26 protein-coding genes are annotated in these 25,428 nt (G+C 43.3%); 8 read left to right on the top strand and 18 right to left on the bottom strand.

The window, feature by feature from the left end; genetic code table 11:
* Nucleotides 1–26: 26 nt before the first annotated feature.
* The 3 genes from QP794_RS14535 to QP794_RS14525 form a co-directional block, all read right to left on the bottom strand.
* Entirely contained in the window at nucleotides 27–929 is a 903-nt protein-coding gene (locus QP794_RS14535) for a hypothetical protein (RefSeq protein WP_285077695.1), read from the bottom strand.
* A gap of 384 nt (nucleotides 930–1,313) precedes the next feature.
* A complete protein-coding gene (locus QP794_RS14530) occupies nucleotides 1,314–2,045 on the bottom strand; it encodes a nuclease-related domain-containing protein (RefSeq protein WP_285077693.1) in 732 nt (243 codons plus the stop codon).
* Between the two features lie 244 nt (nucleotides 2,046–2,289).
* On the bottom strand, nucleotides 2,290–3,183 hold the full coding sequence (locus QP794_RS14525) for an NAD(P)-dependent oxidoreductase (protein ID WP_285077690.1): 894 nt from the start codon (nucleotides 3,181–3,183) through the stop codon (nucleotides 2,290–2,292).
* A gap of 196 nt (nucleotides 3,184–3,379) precedes the next feature.
* On the opposite strand from QP794_RS14525, the gene QP794_RS14520 reads away from it, so the two are divergent.
* Genes QP794_RS14520 through QP794_RS14510 form a run of 3 tightly spaced genes read left to right on the top strand, consistent with a single transcriptional unit; the run spans nucleotide 3,380 to nucleotide 7,135 of the window.
* A complete protein-coding gene (locus tag QP794_RS14520; protein WP_285077688.1) occupies nucleotides 3,380–4,513 on the top strand; it encodes an endospore germination permease in 1,134 nt (377 codons plus the stop codon).
* Entirely contained in the window at nucleotides 4,473–5,975 is a 1,503-nt protein-coding gene (locus tag QP794_RS14515; RefSeq protein ID WP_285077686.1) for a spore germination protein, read from the top strand. Before QP794_RS14520 ends, QP794_RS14515 begins: the two co-directional genes overlap by 41 nt.
* The gene (locus tag QP794_RS14510; protein WP_285077685.1) at nucleotides 5,972–7,135 is read left to right on the top strand and encodes a Ger(x)C family spore germination protein; all 1,164 of its coding nucleotides are present in this window, start codon (nucleotides 5,972–5,974) and stop codon (nucleotides 7,133–7,135) included. The genes QP794_RS14515 and QP794_RS14510 overlap by 4 nt, the downstream gene beginning before the upstream one ends.
* 89 nt (nucleotides 7,136–7,224) lie before the next feature.
* On the opposite strand, the gene QP794_RS14505 is transcribed toward QP794_RS14510, so the two are convergent.
* The gene (locus QP794_RS14505; protein ID WP_285077683.1) at nucleotides 7,225–7,602 is read right to left on the bottom strand and encodes a hypothetical protein; all 378 of its coding nucleotides are present in this window, start codon (nucleotides 7,600–7,602) and stop codon (nucleotides 7,225–7,227) included.
* 334 nt (nucleotides 7,603–7,936) lie between these two features.
* Here QP794_RS14505 and QP794_RS14500 point away from each other — a divergent pair, with 334 nt between their 5' ends.
* From QP794_RS14500 to QP794_RS14490, 3 genes are all read left to right on the top strand, one after another.
* Nucleotides 7,937–8,215, top strand: coding sequence for a hypothetical protein (locus QP794_RS14500; protein ID WP_285077681.1), 279 nt, complete (start codon nucleotides 7,937–7,939; stop codon nucleotides 8,213–8,215).
* 353 nt (nucleotides 8,216–8,568) lie between these two features.
* Nucleotides 8,569–9,099, top strand: coding sequence for a hypothetical protein (locus QP794_RS14495; RefSeq protein ID WP_024628910.1), 531 nt, complete (start codon nucleotides 8,569–8,571; stop codon nucleotides 9,097–9,099).
* A 272-nt stretch (nucleotides 9,100–9,371) separates the two neighbouring features.
* Nucleotides 9,372–9,638, top strand: coding sequence for a hypothetical protein (locus tag QP794_RS14490; protein WP_285077678.1), 267 nt, complete (start codon nucleotides 9,372–9,374; stop codon nucleotides 9,636–9,638).
* Nucleotides 9,639–10,069: 431 nt separating this feature from the next.
* Here the strand turns inward: QP794_RS14490 and QP794_RS14485 are convergent, their stop codons facing one another.
* The 4 genes from QP794_RS14485 to QP794_RS14470 all read right to left on the bottom strand — a co-directional run bounded on the left by QP794_RS14485 (nucleotide 10,070) and on the right by QP794_RS14470 (nucleotide 13,128).
* Nucleotides 10,070–10,351, bottom strand: a complete 282-nt coding sequence (locus QP794_RS14485; protein ID WP_285077676.1) for a hypothetical protein — start codon at nucleotides 10,349–10,351, stop codon at nucleotides 10,070–10,072.
* Nucleotides 10,352–10,522: 171 nt separating this feature from the next.
* Nucleotides 10,523–11,821 (bottom strand): galactokinase, encoded by a 1,299-nt coding sequence (locus tag QP794_RS14480; RefSeq protein ID WP_285077674.1) that lies wholly within the window; start codon nucleotides 11,819–11,821, stop codon nucleotides 10,523–10,525.
* A 165-nt stretch (nucleotides 11,822–11,986) separates the two neighbouring features.
* Nucleotides 11,987–12,754 carry a hypothetical protein gene (locus tag QP794_RS14475; RefSeq protein ID WP_285077672.1) on the bottom strand — a complete coding sequence of 256 codons (768 nt, stop codon included), beginning with the start codon at nucleotides 12,752–12,754 and terminating at the stop codon, nucleotides 11,987–11,989.
* A 26-nt stretch (nucleotides 12,755–12,780) separates the two neighbouring features.
* A complete protein-coding gene (locus tag QP794_RS14470; protein WP_285077670.1) occupies nucleotides 12,781–13,128 on the bottom strand; it encodes a hypothetical protein in 348 nt (115 codons plus the stop codon).
* A gap of 526 nt (nucleotides 13,129–13,654) precedes the next feature.
* On the opposite strand from QP794_RS14470, the gene QP794_RS14465 reads away from it, so the two are divergent.
* Entirely contained in the window at nucleotides 13,655–14,119 is a 465-nt protein-coding gene (locus QP794_RS14465) for a hypothetical protein (RefSeq protein WP_285077668.1), read from the top strand.
* 102 nt (nucleotides 14,120–14,221) lie between these two features.
* Here QP794_RS14465 and QP794_RS14460 read toward each other — a convergent pair whose 3' ends face one another.
* The 4 genes from QP794_RS14460 to QP794_RS14445 form a co-directional block, all read right to left on the bottom strand.
* Nucleotides 14,222–14,548 carry a nucleoside triphosphate pyrophosphohydrolase gene (locus tag QP794_RS14460; RefSeq protein ID WP_285077666.1) on the bottom strand — a complete coding sequence of 109 codons (327 nt, stop codon included), beginning with the start codon at nucleotides 14,546–14,548 and terminating at the stop codon, nucleotides 14,222–14,224.
* A gap of 227 nt (nucleotides 14,549–14,775) precedes the next feature.
* Nucleotides 14,776–15,279 carry a hypothetical protein gene (locus tag QP794_RS14455; protein ID WP_350338874.1) on the bottom strand — a complete coding sequence of 168 codons (504 nt, stop codon included), beginning with the start codon at nucleotides 15,277–15,279 and terminating at the stop codon, nucleotides 14,776–14,778.
* Nucleotides 15,280–15,287: 8 nt separating this feature from the next.
* Nucleotides 15,288–16,322, bottom strand: coding sequence for a WXG100 family type VII secretion target (locus QP794_RS14450; RefSeq protein ID WP_285077662.1), 1,035 nt, complete (start codon nucleotides 16,320–16,322; stop codon nucleotides 15,288–15,290).
* Nucleotides 16,323–16,495: 173 nt separating this feature from the next.
* Complete coding sequence (locus QP794_RS14445) at nucleotides 16,496–17,017, bottom strand: SNARE domain-containing protein (RefSeq protein WP_285077660.1); 522 nt, start codon at nucleotides 17,015–17,017, stop codon at nucleotides 16,496–16,498.
* A 141-nt stretch (nucleotides 17,018–17,158) separates the two neighbouring features.
* Here QP794_RS14445 and QP794_RS14440 point away from each other — a divergent pair, with 141 nt between their 5' ends.
* Complete coding sequence (locus QP794_RS14440) at nucleotides 17,159–17,500, top strand: helix-turn-helix domain-containing protein (RefSeq protein ID WP_285077659.1); 342 nt, start codon at nucleotides 17,159–17,161, stop codon at nucleotides 17,498–17,500.
* Nucleotides 17,501–17,577: 77 nt separating this feature from the next.
* Here the strand turns inward: QP794_RS14440 and QP794_RS14435 are convergent, their stop codons facing one another.
* The 6 genes from QP794_RS14435 to QP794_RS14410 all read right to left on the bottom strand — a co-directional run bounded on the left by QP794_RS14435 (nucleotide 17,578) and on the right by QP794_RS14410 (nucleotide 25,310).
* Nucleotides 17,578–18,312: a restriction endonuclease gene (locus QP794_RS14435; RefSeq protein WP_285077656.1), complete on the bottom strand. Its 735-nt coding sequence runs from the start codon at nucleotides 18,310–18,312 to the stop codon at nucleotides 17,578–17,580.
* Between the two features lie 499 nt (nucleotides 18,313–18,811).
* On the bottom strand, nucleotides 18,812–19,132 hold the full coding sequence (locus QP794_RS14430; protein ID WP_285077654.1) for a hypothetical protein: 321 nt from the start codon (nucleotides 19,130–19,132) through the stop codon (nucleotides 18,812–18,814).
* A 254-nt stretch (nucleotides 19,133–19,386) separates the two neighbouring features.
* On the bottom strand, nucleotides 19,387–19,767 hold the full coding sequence (locus QP794_RS14425; protein WP_285077651.1) for a hypothetical protein: 381 nt from the start codon (nucleotides 19,765–19,767) through the stop codon (nucleotides 19,387–19,389).
* A gap of 34 nt (nucleotides 19,768–19,801) precedes the next feature.
* Nucleotides 19,802–20,929, bottom strand: coding sequence for a hypothetical protein (locus QP794_RS14420; RefSeq protein ID WP_285077649.1), 1,128 nt, complete (start codon nucleotides 20,927–20,929; stop codon nucleotides 19,802–19,804).
* A 444-nt stretch (nucleotides 20,930–21,373) separates the two neighbouring features.
* Nucleotides 21,374–24,511 carry a DUF3427 domain-containing protein gene (locus QP794_RS14415; RefSeq protein ID WP_285077646.1) on the bottom strand — a complete coding sequence of 1,046 codons (3,138 nt, stop codon included), beginning with the start codon at nucleotides 24,509–24,511 and terminating at the stop codon, nucleotides 21,374–21,376.
* 199 nt (nucleotides 24,512–24,710) lie between these two features.
* Complete coding sequence (locus tag QP794_RS14410) at nucleotides 24,711–25,310, bottom strand: hypothetical protein (protein ID WP_285077644.1); 600 nt, start codon at nucleotides 25,308–25,310, stop codon at nucleotides 24,711–24,713.
* Nucleotides 25,311–25,428: the final 118 nt, after the last annotated feature.

Raw genomic sequence — 25,428 nt, 5'->3', positions numbered from 1 at the left:
TTTATACGATAGCATCAGCATCACATTTATTTGCCGTAGGTCTGTTCCAGTCGTTCTTCTTCATTGGTGGACAGCAAAATGTTAAGCAGCCCCATCGTGTTATTCGCTTCCGTTCTGGCTGACTTATACATCTCGGCAAATGCCGCCTCGTCCTGGACCGGATCGATGGCAGCCAGCTTGCCCCACACGTCGCGGGCTTTATCGTAGAGTTTCGTTAAGGTAATGTCATACGTATGCTGCGCGACAGGTGCCATCGAGTCAAACTCCGCTGCCGTCCTGAAAAAATCCATTGAGTCCGTAAAAGTCTGACTTGTGTAATCCTTGTTCTTCATGGCGTCCTCCGTAAGTAGCAGCGCCTGACGGGAGATAAACAACGTTTTGACCATGGCACGCTCCAGATTGGTCGCTTCTTCCCATGATACATAAGACACTTCTGGTGCCTGAACGGTTGTGAAAAAAGGAAAGGCATCATCGATCAATCGTTGTGAATCGGAATGGATCGGAATACCTGTGTTCATGTTCACTACTGCATCACTGTAGTTGGCAATATTAATATTTTTGGAGCCTTCCTCACTGACCCGGCGCACTGGATGATCATTAATCGGAATCCGAATATAGCCAAGCTTGTCGGCGTACTTCTGCTGTAACTCTTGGAGTGTCGAGTCCAAGCCAATCTTGCCTTCATCTGATGAAGACCCTGTTGCAGCGGAATTCGAGGATGTGTCCGCAGCGTCAGCTTCATTCGTATCTGCTGACGACGTTTCAGTCGTTGATGTGTCGGTGCTATGGTTCGCTGTGGCTAAGGCATCAGTATCCTGGGCAGAATCCTTCGTTGCTGCTTCCTTTGCCCCACCACCACAGGCGGTCAGAACAGCTGCTAAGCTGAAAATGGCTGTAAACATCTTGATTCTATGGTTCCATCTCATCATGTAATCTTCCCCTTGTCTTATGTATGTATCCGACTACGTTAACCTCTACTTTACTGCATGAACAACCTGGTTCATAAAGACCCTTTCCGATAACATGGATTATTCAGCATATAATCTGGTCTTTATTTTATCATAAGTTAAATACTGGGTGTATACGACAATATGCCTGCATCCTTATGTAACCTCACCTATTTCCTAATTTCACAGACAAATCACAAAAAAACACGGTCACCCCTGAAAGGACAACCGTGTTTATGTGTATCCTGTGTACTTCATTACATCCACACTTTATATCAAGTGATGGACCGAAACGAAGAGTACAAACCAAAACCATACCATTCCCATTTTGTCGCGCTTGATTGATGCAGCAGGTTCAGGTACCTCTTATTTGATGCCTTTGGCCTTTTCCATATGATCAGCCCGGATCTGGGGATCTGTGGAATTAACTGCGGACAACAAGTTGTAGATCTCCTGAATATCCTGCTCTTTATATAACGTTTCGGGGACCTCTGTCTCAAGCCGTTCCGTTTTGCGCAGAATGGTCTCCACCAATTCATGATCATAGATAATCAGTTCATCCGAATTGACGTAACGCACAGCAGGATCAACACTGATCCGGCAGCGATTGGTGAAAGTCACCATCGAGACGAGACGAACTCGTTTATAATCACCGAGGTGCGCCTGAATAGCCTCTACATGCCCCCGGTGCTGCATCAGTGGGTTATACATCTTGATTCGGCTGCTGCTGACGGTCCAGTTGGCCTCTCTTCGGCCGCCGCGGATCTCACCCGTTGTCAGGTTTCGTGTCTCAATTACAAAGATTCCCCGGGGACCAATGACGACATGATCAATGGATGAATAACCCGATCGGGACTTGATATTGGCAACGAGCAAGTCATTGAGAACTTTGTATTCACCCGGAAGTCCATGCAGCTGCTGGGCAGTGGTAGGTTCCTCTGGCTGACGGGTCCAATCGCCATCGGATTTTGCTTTGCGTCGACTGCGGACCATACGTGTAGGAATAGGCGCCGTTGAGGGCAAAGATGAAGCGGAAGCAGTGATCTGGTTCGCGAGCTCTGGCTGTGACTTGAACAGAGACAGGATTTTTTTGAACATGGGCAAGCTCCGTTCTATGTAGTGTGGGTTTCGCACATCCATTATGTATACTTCTATTACTTATGTCGGATAAAGAGGGGCAAAAATAAAGGGAAGAGGACCAAAAATCCACGGCTTAAACTAAAGTATATACGATTCTTTAACCAATCCTGTGACTTTAGACGCATAGAAGGGGAGATTTTAAAAAAGCAGCGCATTCCTTTCTATGGAAGAAAAAGAACGCGCTGTGGTCTGGTTGTGGCGATTAAGCCTGTAAATAGTATGTGTAAAGCACCTGTGTACCCTTCTCATCCAGACCGTTTCTTGAGATTTCCTGATACAAAGATTCGGCCAGTGCCAGTCCTGGCGTCTTCATGCCCATAGCTTTGGCGGATTCGAGAGCGATACCCATGTCTTTGATAAAATGTTTCACATAGAATCCGGGCTCATAATCGCCTGCGATCATGCGCGGACCGAGATTGCTAAGCGACCAGCTTCCGGCTGCACCGGTAGCGATGCTCTTCAGCACACTCTCCGCGTCCAGGCCGGATGTCTTGGCATAGGCAAGCGCCTCGCATACACCCATCATGCCTGAAGCAATGGCGATCTGGTTGCACATTTTGGTATGCTGCCCCGCTCCCGCCTTGCCTTGCAGCACAATATTGGTGCCCATCTGCTCGAACAACGGACGAACTGCTTCGAAAGCCTCCGAACTACCACCCACCATGATGGACAGCTTGCCATCCCGTGCTCCAATATCTCCACCGGAAACCGGTGCATCCAATGCATGCAGTCCTTTGGCTTCAGCGGCTTCATAGATCCGTGCAGCCAGCAGCGGACTGGATGTAGTCATATCAATCAGGTACGAGCCTGGTTTGGCGTTCGCCACGAGACCATTCTCACCGAGATAAATCTCCTCGACATCCTTCGGATACCCCACCATTGTGATGATGACATCACACTCGGCTGCGAGTTTGCCTGGGGTGTCATGCCATACGGCACCTTCCTTCACGAGCGCTTCCGCTTTGGCGGCCGTGCGCGTATAGACATGAAGCGGGTAACCTGCCTGCTGGATGTGACCTGCCATGCTTTTGCCCATCACGCCTGTACCGATAAAGCCAACTTTCGTCTCTGCAGGTGCCTTTGTCGTATTGGTCATCGTAGGTCTCCTCCTTATTTCTCTCTGCTCCAATTGGAACTTGTCTTCTAAACTTGCTATATCTGTATGTTAATGCTTTCGCGCGCGGCCGTCTATCTGTTTCCGCATTTCTGTCCAAAAACAATGAAACAGGAATCGAAATCCCATATGTTGTACAACCTAACGGAAACTTCCTTGAACGGAAAGGAGGATTCCCATGAGCCGTGAAAAGGGAGAAATCACGATATGGCTGTCCTTTTCCATTATTTTGTTAAGCGCAGGACTTGTATGCCATGTTCTATCCATTCCGGCGATTCTGGATTATGCAGGCAGAGATGGATGGCTATCGGTCGTGGCTGCTGCCCCTTTCTTTTTGATGTTTCTATGTATGATGTTCGTGATCATCCGGCGGGTACGCGGACAGCGTTTGACGGACTGGATTACGCGGGAATTTGGTGCAATTCCTTCATGGATTTTCCGCATTACTGCTTCAATTTTGCTGCTTTCACTTGGCTCACATACCCTATATGAAACAACGAACTGGACGGTATCCACCTACCTGCAATTCACCCCACCTTATGTGCTCGCAGGCGGCGGTGCACTGGTTGCTGCTTGGGCCGCTGCAAAAGGCATACGTTCCATTGCCATGACCTCCAGCCTTCTGCTTCCCTTCGTGATCCTGCTTGGATACTTCGTGATGTCAGCCAACATGAAATATAAAGACTATGGACAACTGTTCCCGATTATGGAATATGGTACCGGTCCTGTCCTGAGAGGCATGATCTATTCGCTTGCCGGACTGATGGAAATCTGGATTTTGATGCTGTTTCAACATGATATCAAAAGCAAAATTCGCTGGTGGCATCTTCTGCTGCTCGGGCTATTCATGCTCACTATGGCCATTGGCCCAACGCTGGGAGCCATCGTTGAGTTTGGTCCGGAGGAAGCCGCTAAACAACGAAATACCCCTTATGAGCAATGGAAGCTGGTGAATATCGGGAAATTGCTTCAGCACGTGGATTTCCTATCCATATACCAATGGCTGAGCGGTTCCTTTGCCAGAGTAGCCATCTCCATTTATCTTATTGTGGATCTGCTCAATTTTCGCAGACCGAAGAAACGGTACATTGCTGTTCTCATCGTCACCTTCATCATGTGCTCCATAGCGGTCCAGTGGTGGAGAATTGATTACGTCGACTATTATGTAAACCATATCCAATTTCCCGTCATGCTGGCTTATGTATCTGTCGTCACCATCCTGTTGACCTTGGCCGCACTTATTCACAAAAAAGACAAGGAGGCTCCTGCTCATGCCGCTCAAAACCACACCAAAGAGCCCTCATCGGACTGAACCATTCCGGATCAATCAGCATAATCTAACAACCTTTTTTGCCGGATCGGACGATGTCATTATTAGCAGGCACATGATGGGGGAGTCTCCCACACAGATTATCATTGTGTATTGCAGTGGTATGGTGGACAGCAAATCCATCTACGATATTATTCTTCCCGAATTGGCCCGTACTTACGAGATTACTCAGTTCGTTCGTACATCGGATATCGAGAAGTCCATCTCCCTTCAATGGACCCGTATGGATTTACAGGACCCCGCATTGGGAACGGACCTCATGTCCCTGCGGGTATTTGAAGGTCATCTGCTCATTTGCATCCCTTCGCTTCAATCGATGTGGAGCATGGATATATCCAACATCCCTACCCGTTCGCCGGATGAATCGACTACGGAGGTATCCATCCGCGGAGCCCGGGATGGCTTTATCGAACGCCTGTCCGTTAATATCGCTTTAATTCGTACACGGCTGCGCACAGCCGAACTGGCCTGTAACATCGAATTGATGGGTTCACGTTCCGTGACCAAGGTAGCCCTGATGTATATCAAAAATATTGCCAATCCCGAGCTGATCGATGATGTCAAGGATCGGCTTCGCAAAATCGACACGGAACGAGTCATGACCGCCAATGAACTGGAGGAACTATTGTCTCCTTCCAAAATCACGTTGTTTCCGGTCACCCATTACACAGGCAGACCCGATTTTGCAGCGGAATGTCTTCTGAACGGCCGCTTCATCCTCATCGTGGATGGCAATCCCAGCGCCATCATCGGCCCGGTGAATCTGTTTCTCCTTCTCAAATCACCTGAGGATGCCAGTTTTCCGTTCCTTCCGGTGAATGTGGGCCGAATGCTGCGCTTTATCGGGCTATTGGTGACCATATTCCTGCCCGGCTTCTATATTGCGCTGACTTCATTTCATATGGATCAGCTGCCTTTTCCGTTGGTGGCCACGATCTCGGTTGGACGAATGGGGCTGCCCATGGAGTCTGGTGTAGAGATGTTTCTCATTATGCTTCTCATGGAGCTGTTCCGGGAAGCAGGGGTAAGGCTACCGAGCGCCATCGGTCAAACGCTGACCGTTGTGGGCGGATTGATTATCGGGGATTCAGCCATCCGTGCAGGGATGGTTTCCCCGCTCATGATTGTCGTCATTGCCGTAACCGTGGTGGCCGGGGCAACTATTGTGAATCAGGTCTTGACCAGTTCTGTTCTGATTCTGCGCTTTTTCTGTTTTGTACTGGGGGCATCCCTCGGCATATACGGGTTCATTCTGTCCATCATCCTGTTCCTGATCTACCTGACCGATCTGAAATCGTTCGGCATTCCTTATCTGACGCCGCTAAGTCCGCTTCATTTCAAACAGGCTGTGGCCTCCTTATTCAAGCTGCCGAAGGGATGGCTGAAACGCAGACCCGTCTACCTGGAAACGCAGAATCCGCGCAAGGATGGGAATGATCAATGAAGCGGCCTATACAACGATGGTTGCTAGGGCTGCTAAGTCTCTCTCTTTGTTTCGTGACCAGCGGGTGTTGGAGTGCATATGAGATTCAACAGGTGGACTATGCCAAAGCGATTGGGATCGATTATAAGGACGGAATGTACCATATGTATGTTCAGAGCATGGACTTTGCCAGTGTAGCCAAAAGCGAAAGTTCAGCCAAAACGGCCGAATCCCCGCCGGTATGGGTTGGACATGCCTCGGGAAAAACATTGAATCTGGCTGTAAACGAGCTGTTCCGAAGTTCCCAGCTTCATATCGCTTGGGGGCATGTGACCGCCATTGTTATGGCCGAAAGTGTCCTGACAAGCAAGCATATCAAGGAAGTGTTCGACATGCTTGGACGTTTCCCGGAATCACGTTACACAACCTGGGTGTACGGCACTCGCGATCCGTTGGAGAACATTCTGAGTGCCACGTCGATCTTCAATATGTCGCCGCTGGACAGCATTCTGCATAACCCTCTTCCCTCATTTCTGGAAGAATCTCTGTTTCCTCCGGTGCTCAGTTTCAAACTCATTGCTACACATAACGATGCATCCACGACAACCTATCTGCCTTGCATCGCCATGAACAAGGAGCATTGGTCGCAGAATAAAAAAAATCATGAACTGTTTATCATTGACGGCGCTTTTTTTGAGAAAACCGGGGATGACTTTGAATATTTGCCCCATAACAAGCTCTCTGGTTACCACTGGCTGCTTAAAGATATGCGGCGTGCGCCATTGATTATTGAAAATGAAGGAACCATTTACGGTGTGCTCAGTGTCGGCTTGCCCAACATCAAGATTGTCCCTGTCGTTCGTGGAAATGAGGTTCGCTTCAACATTGATGCCAAGTACCTGACCGCCTTGTATGAATATCTCACCCCTATTTCCTATGATGACATGGTTCAATTTAGCGAGAAAACATTACGGGATCAAATCTTGCAAACATATCGCGCAGGTCTGCAAAAAGGGGTCGATATCTATGGACTTCAGGAGAAGCTTTATCGCAAAAATCCGAGCCTGTGGCGTAAGTTATCCAATGATGGCTCCAAGATGATCCTTACGGAAGATTCCATTCAGAAGCTGAACATTCATATTACGATTCCATATACGGGTAAATTCCGTAGGAAGGTGTAGCCATAACAAATCCCCTGCCGGATCGAACGGCGAGGGGATTGTTGGGTTGAGGCTCGATTATTTTGCTCAGGGGGATATATGTATATGGATTATCTATTGGATACATTCTGCCTGTAATACTCCATTATTCGCATGCGTTTGGTCAGTATCAGGGTCTGTGGCAGCAGCACCACAAATATAAAAAGTGGCAAGATCAGCACCAAGTGAGCGGCAAAATTTTCTGCGCCAAATGAAGGTTTGGGAAGCTCAATGAAGTACCACCAGCACGGAATGGCAACCATCCAGGTCAGTCCGGTAGAGATGAACAACTCCTTCACCCCGCTCCACAGAAAGCAGAACAACGCAAAAAATACAATTGGAACAGCCCAGGAATCCAATATTGGCCCCCAGCTCTGGAAGACAAAGATAATGGCAGGATACAGAAGATTAATGGTCCAGCGCCAGATTGGATTATTGTAGATAAACATAATACCTCCTGGCTCGGCAAGTAAACGCATTTAATAAGGGGACTGAGCTTTGCGTAGATCTTCGCGGTCTGCCTTTTCCATTTTCCTTATATATCGTTCTAATTGCTCTTTGTGTGCTTCTAGCTCAGCTAATTTGGATGTAGTCCCTTCAAGAAAAGTCGACATTTTTGCAGACAACTGTACTGCAGACTCTCCCTTCCAATCTTGCAGACTTCCATAATTTGTATTAAAGTGTCTTAAGAGTTTATTTCCATAAAAGGAGAATTAATGCCCTATGAAAATAAAACCCGTAGCTCTGATCTTACTTATTTTTTTATTAGGAGGATGTTCAAGTATGTCTACCTCAGATAAGCAAAATATTGTAGAAACAGCTACACCAATAAGTGTTCAGTACATAAAGCAGTACTACAATGCGGACTTTATTGTAACGAGTCATGATATTGATGATCCTTCCATCCATTCACGGCTATACCTATACGGTCATATAACAGGACATGAGGATGAACGTATTACCGTTTCCTATAATTATGATAAACAGGAGGTTCTCAGTGTAGAAGGACCAGGCTGGTTTATCGATAGCCGAAATCCGAAAAAGGAAGCACCTTCTTCCTGAGAAAAATCTGCAAAGAGGTACACAGATGTATTTTACACTTCGTTAGATTAGGACTGGGAGAGAATCCTGGTCTTTTTTAGTTGTTAGATGAAGTTAAATTGCAAAAATCATCTTTGTTTATATCTATTCATTATAAATCAATATCTACATACCCGAAAACATATGCTTACAAAAATAAGCAGAAAGTCTTTACTTTTAAGCTCAATGAGCCAGATATATGGATTACTTATAGGACGTTCTTACCAGTCTCATCAGAGATATGCTTATTTCTGGGAAAGAAATGAAGAAATTAAGCATGATTATGGATATTATAGCTCATACTACCTTCAGGAAAATATTGAAGGAGTGACAACATGAGATTAAAAAGTATCTTCGCCGTTGGAGCCGTGTTAGCTTGCTCAACTCTGTTGTGGGGCTGTAGTAATGGCACTACGAATAATGCGTCCCCGCAGCAGAATAACACTGTCCAATCGGAGAGTTGGAGGGATCCCAAACGACTGGAAGCATCGCACCTGGAGGCACTTGAGCGGATGGAAAAAGATCATATCCACCGGATGGTTTCGCTTAGTGCAAGTACTGATGGCGACAAAGTGATGACAACGCTTGAACGTTCTAGCCAGAAGCTGGAGGAAATGAGACCCCTCGCTGAAATGCTCCAGCACGAAGGCCACCCAACCTTATTACAGCGAATCCAGGAGATGTCTGGAGATATCGAAAGCTCCAAAACCGTGGTTGCTGAGATGAAACAATTACCACAGGACGGCAAAATCAAAATTCAGTCTGAAAACTCCGATTCTTTGCATCACATCAGCAGTTTTCACGATTACCACCAGTACGTGCAAGAGAAGATTCAGACTTTAAAGAAGGATGTTCAAACACATTAAACTATAATGATGACTTGAATGATGTCCATTTATACAAATTCAAAAACAAACAAAAGTTAGATCGGAAGGCTAATTCCTATCTAACTTTTTTCTTGTGAACAGGTATGGACATGTTATTCTTCAGCTTGCTGAAACTGATTATTTTCCAAATCCAAAAGTTAAAGTATATTATATAGTGTTAGATTCAAATACATAGGAGGTAGAAAGAATATTCTAAAAAAAGTTCAATTCATATCAATCATACTTTTACTCATATCTGTTTTGTTGGGAGGATGCAATACCATACCATACCAAATCAAGGCAAGATTATTGAAGAAGCAATTCAAGTTGGGCAAAATTATTTTATAGATGAATATAGTACAGAAGTGCAGTTTACTGACCATAAGTTCATGCCAAAAGACCTTAGCCACATTATAAGTTTAAGCGGACATGTCAAAGAAAATAAAGATACTGAAATCACAATTCTTATCAATTATGATACTTTCAAAGTCCAGAATGCCATTGTTCCCAAAGAGTTACTTAATAAAAAGAAAAATTAAGGAGTAATGGAGTGAATAACTTCAATAAAAAACATCTTACATTAGCATTCTTATTTGTAGAGTTCAGTTTTACTTTCATCGTACTAAGCGGATGTATGTCAAGTGAACAGAAAGACATCCTTCAAAAAGCCGAAAAAGCCAGTCTCACTTATTTTAAAGAAAACTATAGATTGATGTAGAATTCACAAATCATAAATTCATTCCGGCTGACTTATCTCATACGGTATCATTGACGGGACATGTGAAAGGCAACAAAGATCTAGAAGTATTCGCTATGGTTGATTATGATACCTATGAAATCAGAACAGGCTCAGTGCCTGATAATATCAAGCCTCTTAAATAAATGGATTTATTTCTCACTGAGAAGAAAGATATAAATGCATCTTTTACTAATCCGGTAAACTGTATTCCAAACCCTCATCTTCCATCGTTCATTCCACCCATAAAGATACCCATATAAACACGCTGAACAACACAACTGGCATAAGCGCCCCAGTGGCTAACATGATCCAAAGTGTTGCTGGCTTTACATCCTGAACGTAACGATTGAACCTGCGGAGTCGTTGTGTTCGCCATCGAGCAAACTTGAGTTGCCTGATCATTTGCTTCAGCATTTTATGCCGCCGTTCCCCTTCTTCCACTTCTTCCAGCGCACGTCGCAACTCGTCATACAAACGGACCTCTTCCTGCTCAGCCCCTGTGCTTTTCGTCATTTTGCATTTCCTCCCTTACTTAATTAACACGGTAACGACTCCAGAGTTTGAAATTTTATAGGGAAAAACGGTCCTCTTGCATGACTAGCGTCAAGTCGGAGAACCGCTATAATGTACCGTTTGATCCTTTTCGGACGAATTAAACATCGGATTGTGTTACAGCGAACTACATTAGCCCACGTTTTCAATCAATTCATTCAAACACACCGCACCCTGTGCACGCACGTTAACCACAATAATTGGCGTATCCAGCATGCCGTGCATCCAGGACATATACTCCTCAACCTTGTCATTGGGAAGAACCGTCAGAATGACCCCTGCGAATCCACCGCCGTGTATACGACAAGCGCCATCACCCAGTTTTTGCAGATAATTTTCAGTTAATGCCAGAGCGATACCGATCTCCTGTTCCTTCACCGAACCGCTCTGATATACATTCTGGAGCCACTTCCAGGAAGAATTCCCGGACGCCGTAATCAGTTTCAGGAAATCAGCAAAACGCCCCTCGCGCAGCGCCTGCACCTGACCATCCACCCGATTGTTTTCTTCCAGGAAATGCAATGCACGCAGCACCGCACGATCCCCTGCTGTTTCACGTACCTGCTTGAGATTGGCGTAGATCGCCTCGGCTGTTATTTCCCGGACATATTCGCTGCCCAGCGCCTTAGCAACCGCTCTCATCTCATAAGGTACAGCAGCGTAGTCTTCTGTCAGATCCGCATGGTTCCCACCTGTGTTTACAATAACCAGTGAGTACCCGTTTTGTTGGAAATCCCATTGTACAGGTTCGATGACAGGCTCCGCCGGATTTTCAAAATCAATTGCAATCAGCCCGCCATAGGCACAAGCCATCTGATCCAGCAGACCGGACGGTTTATTCCAATAGTTGTTTTCCGCATACTGACCAATCTTGGACATGACCACCACATCTAATCTGCCCTCATTGTAGAAATGATTCAGAATCGTACAGATCAGCATCTCGAATGATGCCGACGAGCTCAGCCCGGACGCCGAGAACACGTTACTGGAGATGTACGCCTGGAATCCGCCTACTTTGTATCCAAACTTTCCAAATCCAGCAGCCATACCACGAATCAGCGCCGTTGTGCCATCGTCTTCTGTCTTCGGTGCCAAATCCGTGAGATCGATTACATATTTCTGGTCATAGCCTTCTGAATAAAAGGTAATTACCGAATCTGTCGTCAGCGCAGCCACCGCAATCGTGTCCAGCGTAATACTGCCCGCCAACACCTTGCCATGGTTATGATCCGTATGGTTGCCTCCAATTTCGCTGCGTCCAGCCGCGCTGAATAACTTGCTGCCCTCTTGCACGCCGAAGTACTGTTCGAATAATTCATTGAGCTTCGTATAACGTGCCGTCTGCTCTTCCAGTTGCTGCTGACCATACATTTGGGCAAGCAACGCTTGGCCTGAAGTGGATTGGATCAGTTCCAGTGGTTGTGTAGTCATTGATAATCCTCCTATGGAAATAAAGCATTTATTTTTCTATTGTGTATAATGATCGACGCGGGGAACGGTTCATGCCCGTTTATCTCCCATTATCTCAGCTTCGTTTCGGAAAAGGTAGGGCAGAATTGAAAGTTTGTAAGCGTTTTTTGAAGACATTCTTATTTTTTATTCAACAGGTTTAACTTCAATCTGATCAACAATAAATGCGTTGTTGGCTTTATCAAAGGTATACGTGATATTAAAGTCACACACATATGTAGGAGATATACCAATAGAGCCAGGAAGACTTAATTTTATTTTGTGATTATCCAATGTATAAATAACAACACCGCCGAAAGCAAACTCATCTTGATGGTAGTCTGGTGCTGGATCAAAATCATAATTGAAGTTATCTACTTGTCCTTGTGAATTCACTGTAATCGCTAGTGTACCATCATCATTTTTAGAAACACGCGATTCAATATGCTCAGCAACAATATCCTCATAACGCTGTACTTTAATTTCCGATAAGCTATCGGAGTTAACGACATGAATTTTATAGATATCCAAGCCTGTCCCTCGGCCAACCTGAATGATTATTATAGCCTCTTCCTTACCATCACCGGTAAGATCGGTATAAAATAACTGCGGCTCCGTTCCCGAATGATGAGAAATGCTCCAATCAAAATCTTTTGCGCGCCAGTTTATATCTAGAGTTACTCTTTCAATTGCATCTTCCGTTTCTTTAACTGCATAAAGTTTTACTTGTTCATCCTCAGAAGATCCGATTAATTTCAATTTTGAGTTTGTCTCTTGTTCTGGCTTCGTTGATACCTGTTTAGTCGGAGACTCGTCCCGTTCCTGATGGACAGCACCTAACGATTCGGTTTGGCATCCCCCAAGAAGAACTGCACTCAACAACATCAATAAAGCTATTTCTTTTATCAAATTCATGTCCCCCCTCATCTAATTAGCTAAAATTAATCCAATGAACTCAACTGAATGGTTACCTTCCTCGTTGCACGATCATTGGCATCAAACCAGTCTTTAAGTACGCTATATTCGCTTGTTTCTAATACTGCTGTTTCAATGGTGAGATGGTTATTGTCCATCCAATCATAAGAGATGATGGGCCAGATCGGTTTCAACATGAATGCTTCTTCAAAATCAGTTGATGTATATGGGATGATTTCTAATTTTTTGAGATCCACGGAAACAAGGATATGTCTCTTGACCAGACCGCCTTCATCATAAGCATACCGAATCAACACCTGCTGATAATCAGAAGAAAGTTTATAATCTTGTAAAATGCCCTCAGGCATTGGCAAGCTATCGTCCCTCTGTCATCAGTCTTCACGAAAAGGGTAGAGCAAGCTTTGGTTCCACAGCCATACTTGAACATCAAATATGTGTCCGAAGAAGGCACCTTCAACAACTCAAAATGTGTACGATCTATTTCAGTTTGGAAGTCCAGTTCGTTCATCAGGTAGTGCTTATACTCTGGGACGTCGTTAAGAGATAATTGTAGGACTGCTTCTTCATTCATGATTTCGATGATATTGGGTAATGATGATGCTTGGGTAGGCAAGCCTGAGGAGTTGGAGTCGTTTCCCATTTTCGTCTGATATGCGGAAGATTCTAACCTATCAAACCAAATTATAATTACCGCTGAAGTAACGAGTACAAAAAACAGTAGTAACAAAAGCAATTTATTTTTCATAGCACTCCTCTTTCGCGCATGGTTTCGATCCAGAACCAAATGGATTATACTACAAAGATATCCATTTTTGGTGTCGGATCGGTTTCAATGTTGTTTCATGTGAAAACCCATTATTCAGGTTAAGAGGTGAATCTATGAACGTTATTTTAAACAAAGAACCAGATAAACGTCGTATGAACGTAGCCATGCTTATGTATCTCATACTAATGATTTTATTTTATGGCATTTATATTTCCTTGGAATCGGATCGAATAGTTCAATCACAGCAGTGGACTTCTGGTGGTTTCATAAGCGAACAAGGTATTGAGTCAATGAGTCAAATGGGAAGATGGACGTCAATCACTGAATCCCTGTTTCTCGTTCTGTTCGTACTGGTAATGATCATCATGATTACGCGGTATAGAAGAAATGTAAGAAAATTAATCCCTTTTGCCTTATGGAATGTCGCTTTGTTTGTTGGAGTTGGCGCGGTCAGTCTGGTTGGTTCACAAGTGACGTCAATGTCCATTGGCAATCTGGCACAACCCATCATCGTACCTGCGTTTCTATTGGCAGTGTTGTTCATATATGTGGTTTGGGGATTAAAAAAACTTGGATAACTTGCGGGAAGATTAAAATATTCAAAAACCTTTGATTATTTTCCAGGATGTCTGGAGAGCAACCAAAGGTTTTCTGTCTAAAATACATATGTCAGTTTAACGTTAAGCTTCGTCGACATCGATCAGATACACCCGCTCTTGGAATCCTCCGCGCGCCTCCGCTTTATCTGCCCGAAGCTTGTCCAGCTGCGCTGTATTCGCACCATGCACCTCAGCTAGCGCCCGAATCACTTCGAGCATGTCGGCCAGTTCTTCCAGGGCTTCCTGATCACTTGCTGCACTCATGTATTCCTCCGACTCTTCACGAAGCTTCGTTCTTAGCTCTTGCTTATACTCCTCCTGGTCCAGAATGCGCGTCTTACATTCCTTACCACTGGAAGTGATAATATGCGGAATCTTGTCCCGCACCAATTTGTTGTATGTAGGCATGTGGCATAACATCCTTTCTACTGTGAGAACCTTTGGGCTTGTCTCCAGAATCTCCCTTTTTGTCATTATACTATTTGCTATTGGGAGGGATGGGTTGATTTTGTAAAGCAATTGGATTGGAATGAGGAGATAGAAATAACCCATGACTACTCGTTTTCGAGTTGAAATGGGCTTTCTGCCATTATTAATGTCTATTTTTCTGCATCAAACTCTGGTTCAGAAGGATTTTAAGCCAACAGTTTCGAGACAATAACATTCGTATCCATCATTTCTTTATCTATCTCGACCAAGCAAGTGTCATCATCCATAGCTGGTTCATAACCGATTCTAACTTTTTCAATTGCATACTTCTTCTTAATATCAAGAATATACTCTATTAACTTCTGAGCTTTTAACGTTGTCTCTGAAGTTTCTCCGCTGAACAATTCCTCTTCAGGAAAATTAATTACAATATCTCCAGATTCCTCATCAAATGAAAATACAATCATCACGTCGTTAAAGGTATGGCCCAGGTTAAGCTGAGACAATAATATATTCCCCGTTCCCTTAGGAGAAAGAATCTCTTCAAGGCTCTCTATTTGCTGAAATTCAATATCGGTTTCACTACGGTTATCATAAAAGTGAGAACTTTTGATCCGATCCACCTGAATGTTCAAATCATTTTTAATGAATTGATCCAGATTATTTTTGTTAAAATCAATTAAAATGATTTCTAAACTTTCCAAATTCACAACCTCCATCATTGATCGATAAATCCTTTGAATGAACCATCTTGGTTAAGCCTTGCTCCGCGACCATCAGGTAAATTCTTTTCGAGGAAAGTAATACCTCTATTGTTTGTAATTTTCTTAAATTCACCTGGAGCATCAAGTATATCCTGTAAATGCTTTTGAGCTACTTGATTAATTTGTTCAGGCCCACCTCTAACTCTTCCCCATATTTCTTGGTTTCGCCCTGCATGTTTCTGCAAAGCATGTCCTACAACGGTTTCTCCACCTTTTTTGGGAGCAGTAGCAGAACTAATAACGGTATCTCTGTTAAGTATCACAGGGTTTATACCATTCAAGTTATCTAGCTTAGACTTTGGAAACTTCAATCCTCCATTCGGAACCTTATAACTCTTATTATACGTTCCTGTAAAAGCCAACACGAGCTTAGCAGTCTGTAAACCTCCTATAGAAACTGCTGCTTGCCATGCTGGTATGGATTCTCCAGTTATGGGATGACGACCTTCCTTAAACGCACTAATCTGTTCATCATATATATCCCCACCGCCAGACTCCGGTTGCTTCGGTCCAGCTCTCATTTCTTCATAGGTACCACCCTGTTCCCAATACTTAACAAACTCCTTTTGTCCTGGCATCCCATCCTCTGCTTCACTGGCAGGCATGTTAACTGCAAACAAAGGATTATATACCATTCGTCGTTGCTCTTCTGGGTTACCTGTATTATGGTTCATCATTGTATGGGCAGCAATCTGTCCAGCAACAGCTCCCAAGCTCACCTGTTCCTGATCTGCTTGTTCGAATCTCTCCGCAATCGCGAACAGATCTTGGGATGACTTAACCATACTTTCCAGTGCTCGATCAAGTACTGAACGTGACTGCTGGAAATCAAAGAAAAATCGTTCCTGCGTTGCTCCCACCCACTGAGACTGGATGAATCCGATCCTTGCAGTCAGGTCATTACGTATACCTTCCAACTGCTGCCTGCCCTGCTCAATCTGTTTAGATACATGCAGAAGTTGCTCTGGTGTCACTTTAATTGTATTCATATCGTTCTCCGCCGTTAAAATTAGGATTTCACAATGTTAGCAGAAGTTTATTACAAATACATCCACCTATTATCCTGATTTTCCCTTTCCCCAAATGAGTACCTTTCAGTACTTATAATCCTCCAGTCCCATTCCTGTGAAAGGAACCTCCAGATCATCATGGCACGCTTATATCAGGAAAACTTTGTTGAATTATCATTCAATCGAGTGGCTAACTCCTCCAATATGTCTTCTGTTCGTTGAAGAAGCTTTTCGATGTTATCAAGGTCTAAATATTGATCCTCTTGGCGTTCCTCTAAAGATGACAGATGTTGCATCGTGCCGATGAACAAGGCAATATCCAGTCCAGATTCAGTGTCCGTATGCACTAATGGTAAGATTTCATTCATGGTGAGTTCTTTGGGTGGATGAACTGAATGATACTTATGGATATAAAGCGCCTTAATCATGGAGGCTAGAGCCCAATCACATAGAATTAGGCAGGCTTTAAACTGATTGTGATTACACATGATGACGGCAAGTTTGAGATGATACTTAGCATGTTGGTGATAGGCCATTATTGTGGTACGTAGCATATAGTAAGCAGGAATATGTTTGGATCTAGGTTGTGTGGAGATATCATGGTCTTGCGAACGTGGGGTAAAATCTACTTGGTGATTACAATGTGCTTCGGTTATGGACCAATTTCTTGCCATTGTCATCCCTCCAAAGAGTTAATACCAGTATTATACATTAAAATGATACCTATAGTAATCAAATAAATTATTTGTATTCTTTGTTTGGTGTTTACCTCGAGGAAACTTGTCTACACTTTTGAACATAGAGAGGTGAATACCATGAACGAGGACAGAGAAGTTTTGAAGCTGGTCGGAGCTAGAATTCGCGCACTACGCAAAGAAAGAGGCTATTCACAGGAATCCCTCGGAGAAAAAGGTGGATTTCATTTTTCATACATAGGACAGATTGAACGTGGAGAAAAGAATGTTTCTTTGGTGAATCTGGCTAAAATCGCTGAGTCACTTGAAGTAAACTTAATACAGCTTTTCGCTTATGTAGACGAGGATTTTCATTTCACAGAGTCAGAAGTCGTTATACAGGAGATTGTAGAAATGTTAAGAGACGCCTCCCCTGATAGTATTCAACTAACCAAAAATGTGATACGTGAAATATTAAAGTGATCTTGAACAAAATAACAAAGGCAAAGCAGCTTACAAGCTGCTTTGCCTTTGTTTCTCCGTCATTTTATTGAGGTCACTCAGATAGCTTTCGTTTTTCTACAAGTAGGGTAGCTACTACATCCCCAAAATTCCGCCCCAGCTTTATTCTTACGTTTAACCATTAAAGAACCACAACTACATTTGATATTAGATAATGTCTTAGATGACGCTTGCTCGTTCTTAATCGGTGCAATTTTCATTTTTCTATTGGATGGCACCCATTTACCCCAACTGCGTAGCTTGCTGTCTACTAAACCACCGTGCCAATAATCCACTTTGAATTGATCGGCTTCTTTTCTTGCTGGACCCGTAAGATCAGATGTGGTCACGATTAGAGACAAAATACAGTCATGATTCCTTTTCGCACCTACCAGCTCACGAACAGTCATTACTTGCACCTTATTATGATCGGCATAACATTTGGCTTGGACTGCTGTTTTTTCACCGCGCTTATCCGTAATAACCAGATCTACTCCTCCATCTTTACCCCCAACGCCAACTTCTTTTACGGTATAACCGTTGTCTCTAAAATAGAGTGTAAGTAAACGTTCGAACTCTGCTCCGGTCATTTTATCTAGTGGTAAAGTTAGAATCACTTCGTCTGATCTGCGCGTAGAGGAGGCACGATTAAATCCGCTACTCACGGTTTTTTTAGTAGTCTGTTTCTTCCGTGGGTTGGACTTTTTTCTTTTTTTCTTTTTAGAAGGCTGTAATAGTCCAGCAACAACTGATAATGTAACAACACCAATAACGAGCCATATTATTTCATTCATTCACTTATTCTCCTTAGAACTTATATAAATATAACCGATTTACCTTTTAAATGGCTTTCATACTTTTAGCAATACGAAGTATAGTTTTTTCGTTTTCATCAAAAAAATCTTTTGATACTTTAACGTAGTAGTTGTATTCAATTTCATCATTAGACATCCAGGATAACTCCAGTAAAACCATCCATCCTCATAACCAACCCACATATAGCTGCTTTCCATCTCCATTATCTGATTCCTCTCCTGCTATCCAATCACCAGGATAACTAATACTGAAGCCGAATCTGATGTTATGATATGTGGTTCACTCCACATTGCTTTTCCCATTTTCAACACTCTTATATGTACTTGACTCAGTAGTTATAGTATTTTCTTTGTTATTCAGACCGGTACTAGAATCACAGCCTGTAATTACAATGATCAACATTATAACTAGTAAATACTTCATCGTTTTATTCTCCTATCCAATCAGCTGTATAGCAGTAATTTCATTTCTTCAGAATTAAGGAAGTCTAATAAAGAAGCGTTTTCCGAAACCCAATGTAGAAGTTTTTTCTGTTCCAATCTCCATTTTAAAAATAGAAACAAATATTAGATCTTGTTGCGTAGTAACGCCATTTATAACTGGACTCCCAAACAAATTGATCCCTGCACTGACCCATTCATTATCTGACTCTTCTATTGAAGATTTTACGACCCACTCAACGAAATCTTCTTTGCTTGGATTCGTCACGGCAAGCAAAATCAATATAAATCCCATTATGACCCAAAATTTATAATTTCCACTTTTGTTACTTGAGGTATGTACTTCATCACTTTCCATGTCTTTATCACCTTCCTTATTTATCTAAATTTCTACATATAAGTCTAATGGACTAGATTATTGAACGAGAATCAGGCTTATAGAATCATTATCAAGCATAGATCCACTCATTACCACTACTTTCAAACAAAAATCTTATTTTCACAAGCCCTTACTTTTGCTATTCATACGATACACTTATCAGCGCCTACTAACAAAGCATGTTTAAAAAGAAAAACCTTGAAAGGCATTTGCCCTGCAAGGTTTAGATAATTCTAATTTTCTTTCTCGTAGAAGCGAACAATTTCATCTGGTGTTTGTGCTTCCAAGACGGTCTGATTCTTTTCAAATACAATAATATGCGGATAAGTTTGGATCTCGAAAATCCCCTCGAAATTATACTGTTGCTTCTCACTAACATCAATATAGCTCACATTCGCAATAGGATTATCTGTTCTCAAGTTCTCATTGATGAATTGGAGATCCTTTTGCAAATCAATGATGTAGGAACGCTCAGATGGCTTATCTCCAAAAACGATGACAGTCACATCATTGGTTTGATTCTTTACAAGATAATCTATAGCCTTTTCTCGGTCATTTGAACTGCAACCAGTAATTAATGTAACTAGCAATGCCAAAAGCAATAGTATTTTCATATTTCCTCCTTAGAGCTAAAGCTCGTTAAGGCAATTATTGAACTTTAGCAGTTATATCATGTGTGTAAGTATCTGTAAATGTAGTCCACTGAGCAGGCTTATTACCGAAGGAATAGAATGCCCCAATTTTAACATAGACACCTGCTTGAATTTTCACATTCTTACCTTTACCAGTAATACTTGTGACACCTTGTATTGTATATTTTTCAAGATCTCTACCACTTGAGTCTTGAAGGGGAATCGACATACTTTTTAGATCCCATCTAGCAGGGTTTCCTTCATTACTTGTGTTACTCGAACCAATAGGGATCTGGAATTCAGTTCCTATTCCTGCATAGGATATAGCAATCGGAATGGAGCGCTGACTCGACGTCTTAACAATAGGTCTGGTGTATGCAATAGCATATGTCGAATTAACATCGTAAGATTCATAACGAGTTAAAATCGTATGGATGTCGGATTGTTTCTTAATGAGCTGACCTGTACTCCCATTCGGTGCTTTCCATGTTGCCAGATTAGAAAGTAAAGGTTGGAATTTAATTTGCATGTTATTGTCGTTATTTGACATCAAATTCGTTGTATTCCACTGTACATTCGAGAACGTATATTTACCGTATTTAGACGACTTAACAACAGGCAAATTAGCAGCAGCCATTGGTCCGATCACAGACGGGACTTCTCTTGGCTGTTCATTAGTCTGGATTCCTTCATGTATCTCCTTTAAAGAAATCCATTCATTATTATTGAAACGAATAAAGGTCTCTTCAGGAAATTCATTTTCCTCTGAAGTGGATGTAATAATAATGTCTCCGTTAGCGTTCTCCTTCTGATCGTAACCTAACTTCAATACAAAAGATTTACCATTTTGCAACATCCCACTAGCTGAAATTAAAGTTGTATTCGATTCGCTATCATAGTTCATTTCATAAGCAATATCAGTCACATTTAAAATTTCTTCTCCTGTATCCAAAACCATGGATAAGCTATTCTCTGACAACAGTTCCACGTTTAAATGATCATACTGTTTAATTTTATCATACGTTTCATTGTTATATTCATATACATTCTTTATTGTAAATTGATCATCAGTTGCAGCATATGTTGACTTAGGAAACAGAGTAACAAGCAAAATCACAGCTAAAAACATTATACTTTTTCTCATTGGATTAACCTCCTGAAAAATAAAAAATACAGAAACTCTCTAATTTTGTATGCTGGCCAGCTTAAGAGAATTTTAGCCCACATTTGAAATTCGCCGTTTAATTACTCTCTTCAACTTCCAAATCATTAAACTTGTCAATCTTATAAAGACATATAGTATTGATAAAGAGTAAATATGAATTGTTAGACGAATTATTTCTAGTGAGCTATCATTGTTATAACACACATGAATATTACTGATTTCAGGTTTATATCGCAACGGTTATCATTAAAAATGAGGAAAAAGACCCTGAATTAATGATTTTTAATATGACTTTTGAATGAATAGTCTGAATATCCTATTCCAGATAATTCGACATTTTCTTTTCAAATAATCAAGAACTTTCATATGAATACAATTCAAACAAAAACCTGCTACCTACAGCAGGCTTTACCCTCTACTAATTCAAACAATACACTTATTCGCCACCGCCACCATCTTCACAGGAATCTCTTCCCGCAGTCGCCATACAAAGCTCATAGGTTTGTTCCCCTCATGACTCACATAATCGGCTTCGCCCAGGAAGACAAATGGAGATGTATAGTTATGCTCCTCCTTATACTCCCGCACGAACAGCACGATCCGGTTACCTCTCTCGCGGTGATGGATATACCGCTGCGCGGTAACCGTATGCTCCGACACCCTGCTTTGAGTCTGCCAGTGGAATAGCCGCTCGTTGATCGCATAATCCTCATACAGCGTAGATGGTGAGAAATCTTTGTCCGATTTGTTCAATGTAATGAAGAAAATATCCGTCTGTTCATCGGCAAAATACTTCACGCCTTCACGGAAGGCGGGTGATTGCTGGGCATTCCAGTAACCGAAGGCGGCGAGCACTTGGTCGATGGAGTACGTACAGTGGATATCCAGTGGACAAGTGTACGGGAACGGATTACTTTTATCCACAAATCGCAGATGAGCCAGATTATATTTGAAAATATCCACAAGTTCTTCTCGAAAAGCCTCACAAGACAGCACACGCTGTACTCCCTCATCGATGCTGCTCAATCCTAATTTCTCAGGCGCAGCCCGGTGGAAGGTATAATAGAACATGATCAACATGCGCCGTTCATCCGCGGTCGTCGGTTCTTTGCCTTTTTCAATAAAGTCGATCAGGAACGTCAGCCAGACTCGAGAATTAATCGTCAACACAGATGGGAATCTGCGGATGTACTCCTCGTGTCCATCTTCAATGGGTGCTGTTAATCCAGCTTCGGCCAACATGCCACGGAAATACCTTTTGCCCGTACGTCCACCATACAATTCATATAGTGTCATCCCGTGATGCTCTACAAAATGAGCCAAGGTCAGCGGCAGTCCAGTATCTTGCTGGAACGATTGCAGCTTCTGGATCAACGCTCTCCGATTGCGGCTCACCTGCTTCAGGTTACGCATGATGTATTCCTTCGCTTGCTTTTCCAATTGGATGAACGTGCCGCGTGGCAGGTTCGAAAAGCCGTTCTCAACGTAGTACGAGATGGAATGTTTGGTAGCGCCGATCAGAGCACGGAACTTATCCTGGAACCTATACTCCTGATGCGCTTGCCCGATGAAGTCGAGCACGGTCAGGCACTCTTTGCCATCCGCCATCCGTAGTCCACGTCCCAACTGTTGCAGGAATACAGTCAGACTTTCGGTAGGACGCAGGAACAGGATGGTGTTCACCTCAGGGATATCCACGCCCTCATTGTACAGATCAACGACAAAGATCATGCGCAGTTCCCCGTTCACCAGCTGTCCTTTCGCAGAATGACGTTCCTGTTCGCTCGACCCGCCATGCAGGGCTATGGATGGAATGCCCGCTTCGTTAAATATTTTTGCCATATACATCGCATGATCCACCCCTACGCAGAAACCAAGCCCCTTCACATCATCCAGATCGGTTACGTATTTGTTCAGACTTTGGATGATTTGGTTAGCACGGATTTTGTTATGGGTATAGAGCTTCTCTAGTTCATTCAGGTCGTAGCCTTTACGCGACCACTTCACCTGAGATAGATCGACAGTATCGGTGACGCCAAAATATTGAAAAGGACTCAGCAGCTTCCGGTCAATTGCATCGGTTAGACGGATCTCGGCGGCAATCGTATGATCGAAGTAGGCTGTAATGTCTTTGCCATCCATCCGTTCAGGCGTCGCGGTGAGTCCCAGCAAAATCTTCGGTTCGTAATGGGACAACAGCTTCTGGTATGAAGGTGCAGCCGCATGATGGAATTCATCCACAATGATGTAATCGTAATAGTCTGGGCTGGTGATCTCCGTCAGCTTCATGGCGTTAAGGCTCTGAATGCTAACAAACAGGTGGTCCAGCGCCTCCGCTCGGTGATTCCCGACATGCAGCTCACCAAAGTTCATATCCTTCAGGATATACCGGAACGTGTCCCGGCTTTGATTTAAGATTTCTTCCCGATGGGCGACAAAAAGCAACTTTGCTCCCTCATGGCTTGCACGGAATCGCTTGTAGTCGAAGGCAGAGATGACCGTTTTGCCAACACCTGTGGCGGCGAGGATCAGATTGCGGGTTCGTCCATACAGTATACGCTCGGCGTCCAGCTGTTCCAGCACTTCTTTTTGGTAATCGTAAGGCTGGATGTCTAGGTGGAAATGGTTGGACTGATCTTTTTTGCGATTCAGCGCCGCCTTCAACTGTGCCTCGTGCCCTTCATCCTCAGCCACATATCGCGTAAATTCACGGTCATTCCAGTAACTCTCGAAGGTCGCTTCAATCTTGCGCAGCACGTCGAGTGAATCCTTCTCCGTCACCTTGAGGTTCCACTCCATACCACTGGTTAGCGCCGGGTTGGAAAGGTTAGAGGAGCCGACATAGGCTGTGGTGAATCCAGTATCGCGGTGAAAAATGTACGTTTTGGCGTGCAGCCGAGTCACTTTTGTATCATACGAAATCTGGATCTCTGTGTTAGGTAGTTTGCTGAGTTCGGTAATGGCCTTGAGGTCGGTTGCTTCCATATAGGTGGTTGTGATGATCCGCAACTTGCCTCCGCCAGCTGTGAACTGTTGGAGCTGTTCCAGCAGCAGGCGAAGCCCGCTGAATTTGATAAATGACACCAACCAATCGATCCGATCTGCGGTCACGATCTCCTTTTGCAGCTCCAGTAACATACTCGGTTCGGACTTCGCACCTGTGAACAAAGAGCTTTGGGAGATCGGCGTATCTGGACGAACGATTTTGGTATCCCGGACCGCACGAATGCTGTTCAGCTTGGAATACACATGAGTCAACACTTCCCCCTGCTCATCCAGTTGCAATTCGTTGTACTCTTCTTCCCCCAGTGTGCCTTTCAGGGTAGCAATAATCTCATTACACGTTCGAATCTGCGCCAACACTGCCGTCTTATCTTCCGTCTGTTCCCGTACAATCTTGAGCGCTCGCCGGGTCACCGCCGCCAAATACGTGGACAGCAGCTTGCGCGCTTCCTCTACATCTAGCTTCTCGGTCCCAATGTTGTACACATCCGGGTCCAGCGCCGAAATCTCCTGCCTGGTGATGGTGTTGATAAGCTGTTCATATATGCCTTGTTTCATGAATGTACCTCGTGTGGGTGTAGGATGGTTGTGGATAGTTCTCTATGTATATGGTGAGCTATATAATCGGTATAGGTAAGTAATACTTCTACTATATTATCGTCCAGTATGGGAATTTTTTCATTAGTTGATTTGATACCAAAAAAGGAGTTCTCCCTATGACAGGAGCGCCCCTTTTTGAATATCATCGTATTATGCCTTACAAACCATCTGAATACATCAACTTATCAATGTCTAAGTTATTTGTCCGATCTGAGTACAAGATGCGCAAACGTGGTTGTCCTTGGTATCGATCTAGATAAAGCGCAACTTCTGTTTTCTTATTATTGATTACCCACCGTGATTTAAACATAATGTTCCCCCTACTCAGGTCCAATGCGTCGTCGTTCGTTAGACTAGACTCTGCACCAACGATGTATTTATCAGTCGAATTGGTAGGTTTACCGTATTTGTCTTCCAAGGCATCTTTGATGCCGTAGTATGTGTTCATTTTATCTTCAGAAGTCGCAAGCGTGTTACCCTTCACTTCGTAGATAGTACGAACCAGTTTGTTCTTGTAGAACAAGTAAGATAACTCTGCAGATGTTGAGGAGACCGACGAACTGTATGTAAGGTATGAAAAATGGTTAACACTTCCTGAATCAATCAGTTTGTCCTTTTCTAGTTTCTTGATTTGTTTAGTGTTCATGCCCCACTTTACATTGCGAAAGTCTGCTTTCGAAGCAGCAGATGCGGAAAGTGGTAAGAACGCGATCGCTACCATGAACAAAGCAATGAACATTAGAGAAATTTTCCTCATACGTCAACTCCTTATCGTATTTTTTATAATTATACCACGGAATTATTTGTTTGGATAAAACAGCAAATAGCACCTCTACTTACGATCTGGTAGAAGTGCCTGAATCTTAATTATTGTG

It is taken from the genome of Paenibacillus sp. UMB7766-LJ446, from assembly GCF_030226665.1.
Classification (GTDB): domain Bacteria; phylum Bacillota; class Bacilli; order Paenibacillales; family Paenibacillaceae; genus Paenibacillus; species Paenibacillus vandeheii.
This window is presented reverse-complemented; position numbering and strand designations above follow the sequence as displayed.

What these genes read in the sequence shown, in the direction of transcription:
- QP794_RS14410 (WP_285077644.1), bottom strand. Translation starts at nt 25,310, where the DNA reads ATGAGGAAAATTTCTCTAATGTTCATTGCTTTGTTCATGGTAGCGATC.
- QP794_RS14425 (WP_285077651.1), bottom strand. Translation starts at nt 19,767, where the DNA reads ATGAAAATACTATTGCTTTTGGCATTGCTAGTTACATTAATTACTGGT.
- QP794_RS14465 (WP_285077668.1), top strand. Translation starts at nt 13,655, where the DNA reads ATGAACGTTATTTTAAACAAAGAACCAGATAAACGTCGTATGAACGTA.
- QP794_RS14505 (WP_285077683.1), bottom strand. Translation starts at nt 7,602, where the DNA reads ATGTTTATCTACAATAATCCAATCTGGCGCTGGACCATTAATCTTCTG.
- QP794_RS14530 (WP_285077693.1), bottom strand. Translation starts at nt 2,045, where the DNA reads ATGTTCAAAAAAATCCTGTCTCTGTTCAAGTCACAGCCAGAGCTCGCG.
- QP794_RS14480 (WP_285077674.1), bottom strand. Translation starts at nt 11,821, where the DNA reads ATGACTACACAACCACTGGAACTGATCCAATCCACTTCAGGCCAAGCG.
- QP794_RS14475 (WP_285077672.1), bottom strand. Translation starts at nt 12,754, where the DNA reads ATGAATTTGATAAAAGAAATAGCTTTATTGATGTTGTTGAGTGCAGTT.
- QP794_RS14525 (WP_285077690.1), bottom strand. Translation starts at nt 3,183, where the DNA reads ATGACCAATACGACAAAGGCACCTGCAGAGACGAAAGTTGGCTTTATC.
- QP794_RS14415 (WP_285077646.1), bottom strand. Translation starts at nt 24,511, where the DNA reads ATGAAACAAGGCATATATGAACAGCTTATCAACACCATCACCAGGCAG.
- QP794_RS14445 (WP_285077660.1), bottom strand. Translation starts at nt 17,017, where the DNA reads ATGGCAAGAAATTGGTCCATAACCGAAGCACATTGTAATCACCAAGTA.
- QP794_RS14430 (WP_285077654.1), bottom strand. Translation starts at nt 19,132, where the DNA reads ATGGAAAGTGATGAAGTACATACCTCAAGTAACAAAAGTGGAAATTAT.
- QP794_RS14495 (WP_024628910.1), top strand. Translation starts at nt 8,569, where the DNA reads ATGAGATTAAAAAGTATCTTCGCCGTTGGAGCCGTGTTAGCTTGCTCA.
- QP794_RS14510 (WP_285077685.1), top strand. Translation starts at nt 5,972, where the DNA reads ATGAAGCGGCCTATACAACGATGGTTGCTAGGGCTGCTAAGTCTCTCT.
- QP794_RS14485 (WP_285077676.1), bottom strand. Translation starts at nt 10,351, where the DNA reads ATGACGAAAAGCACAGGGGCTGAGCAGGAAGAGGTCCGTTTGTATGAC.
- QP794_RS14460 (WP_285077666.1), bottom strand. Translation starts at nt 14,548, where the DNA reads ATGCCTACATACAACAAATTGGTGCGGGACAAGATTCCGCATATTATC.
- QP794_RS14490 (WP_285077678.1), top strand. Translation starts at nt 9,372, where the DNA reads ATGCAATACCATACCATACCAAATCAAGGCAAGATTATTGAAGAAGCA.
- QP794_RS14440 (WP_285077659.1), top strand. Translation starts at nt 17,159, where the DNA reads ATGAACGAGGACAGAGAAGTTTTGAAGCTGGTCGGAGCTAGAATTCGC.
- QP794_RS14500 (WP_285077681.1), top strand. Translation starts at nt 7,937, where the DNA reads ATGTCTACCTCAGATAAGCAAAATATTGTAGAAACAGCTACACCAATA.
- QP794_RS14520 (WP_285077688.1), top strand. Translation starts at nt 3,380, where the DNA reads ATGAGCCGTGAAAAGGGAGAAATCACGATATGGCTGTCCTTTTCCATT.
- QP794_RS14515 (WP_285077686.1), top strand. Translation starts at nt 4,473, where the DNA reads ATGCCGCTCAAAACCACACCAAAGAGCCCTCATCGGACTGAACCATTC.
- QP794_RS14450 (WP_285077662.1), bottom strand. Translation starts at nt 16,322, where the DNA reads ATGAATACAATTAAAGTGACACCAGAGCAACTTCTGCATGTATCTAAA.
- QP794_RS14535 (WP_285077695.1), bottom strand. Translation starts at nt 929, where the DNA reads ATGATGAGATGGAACCATAGAATCAAGATGTTTACAGCCATTTTCAGC.
- QP794_RS14435 (WP_285077656.1), bottom strand. Translation starts at nt 18,312, where the DNA reads ATGAATGAAATAATATGGCTCGTTATTGGTGTTGTTACATTATCAGTT.
- QP794_RS14420 (WP_285077649.1), bottom strand. Translation starts at nt 20,929, where the DNA reads ATGAGAAAAAGTATAATGTTTTTAGCTGTGATTTTGCTTGTTACTCTG.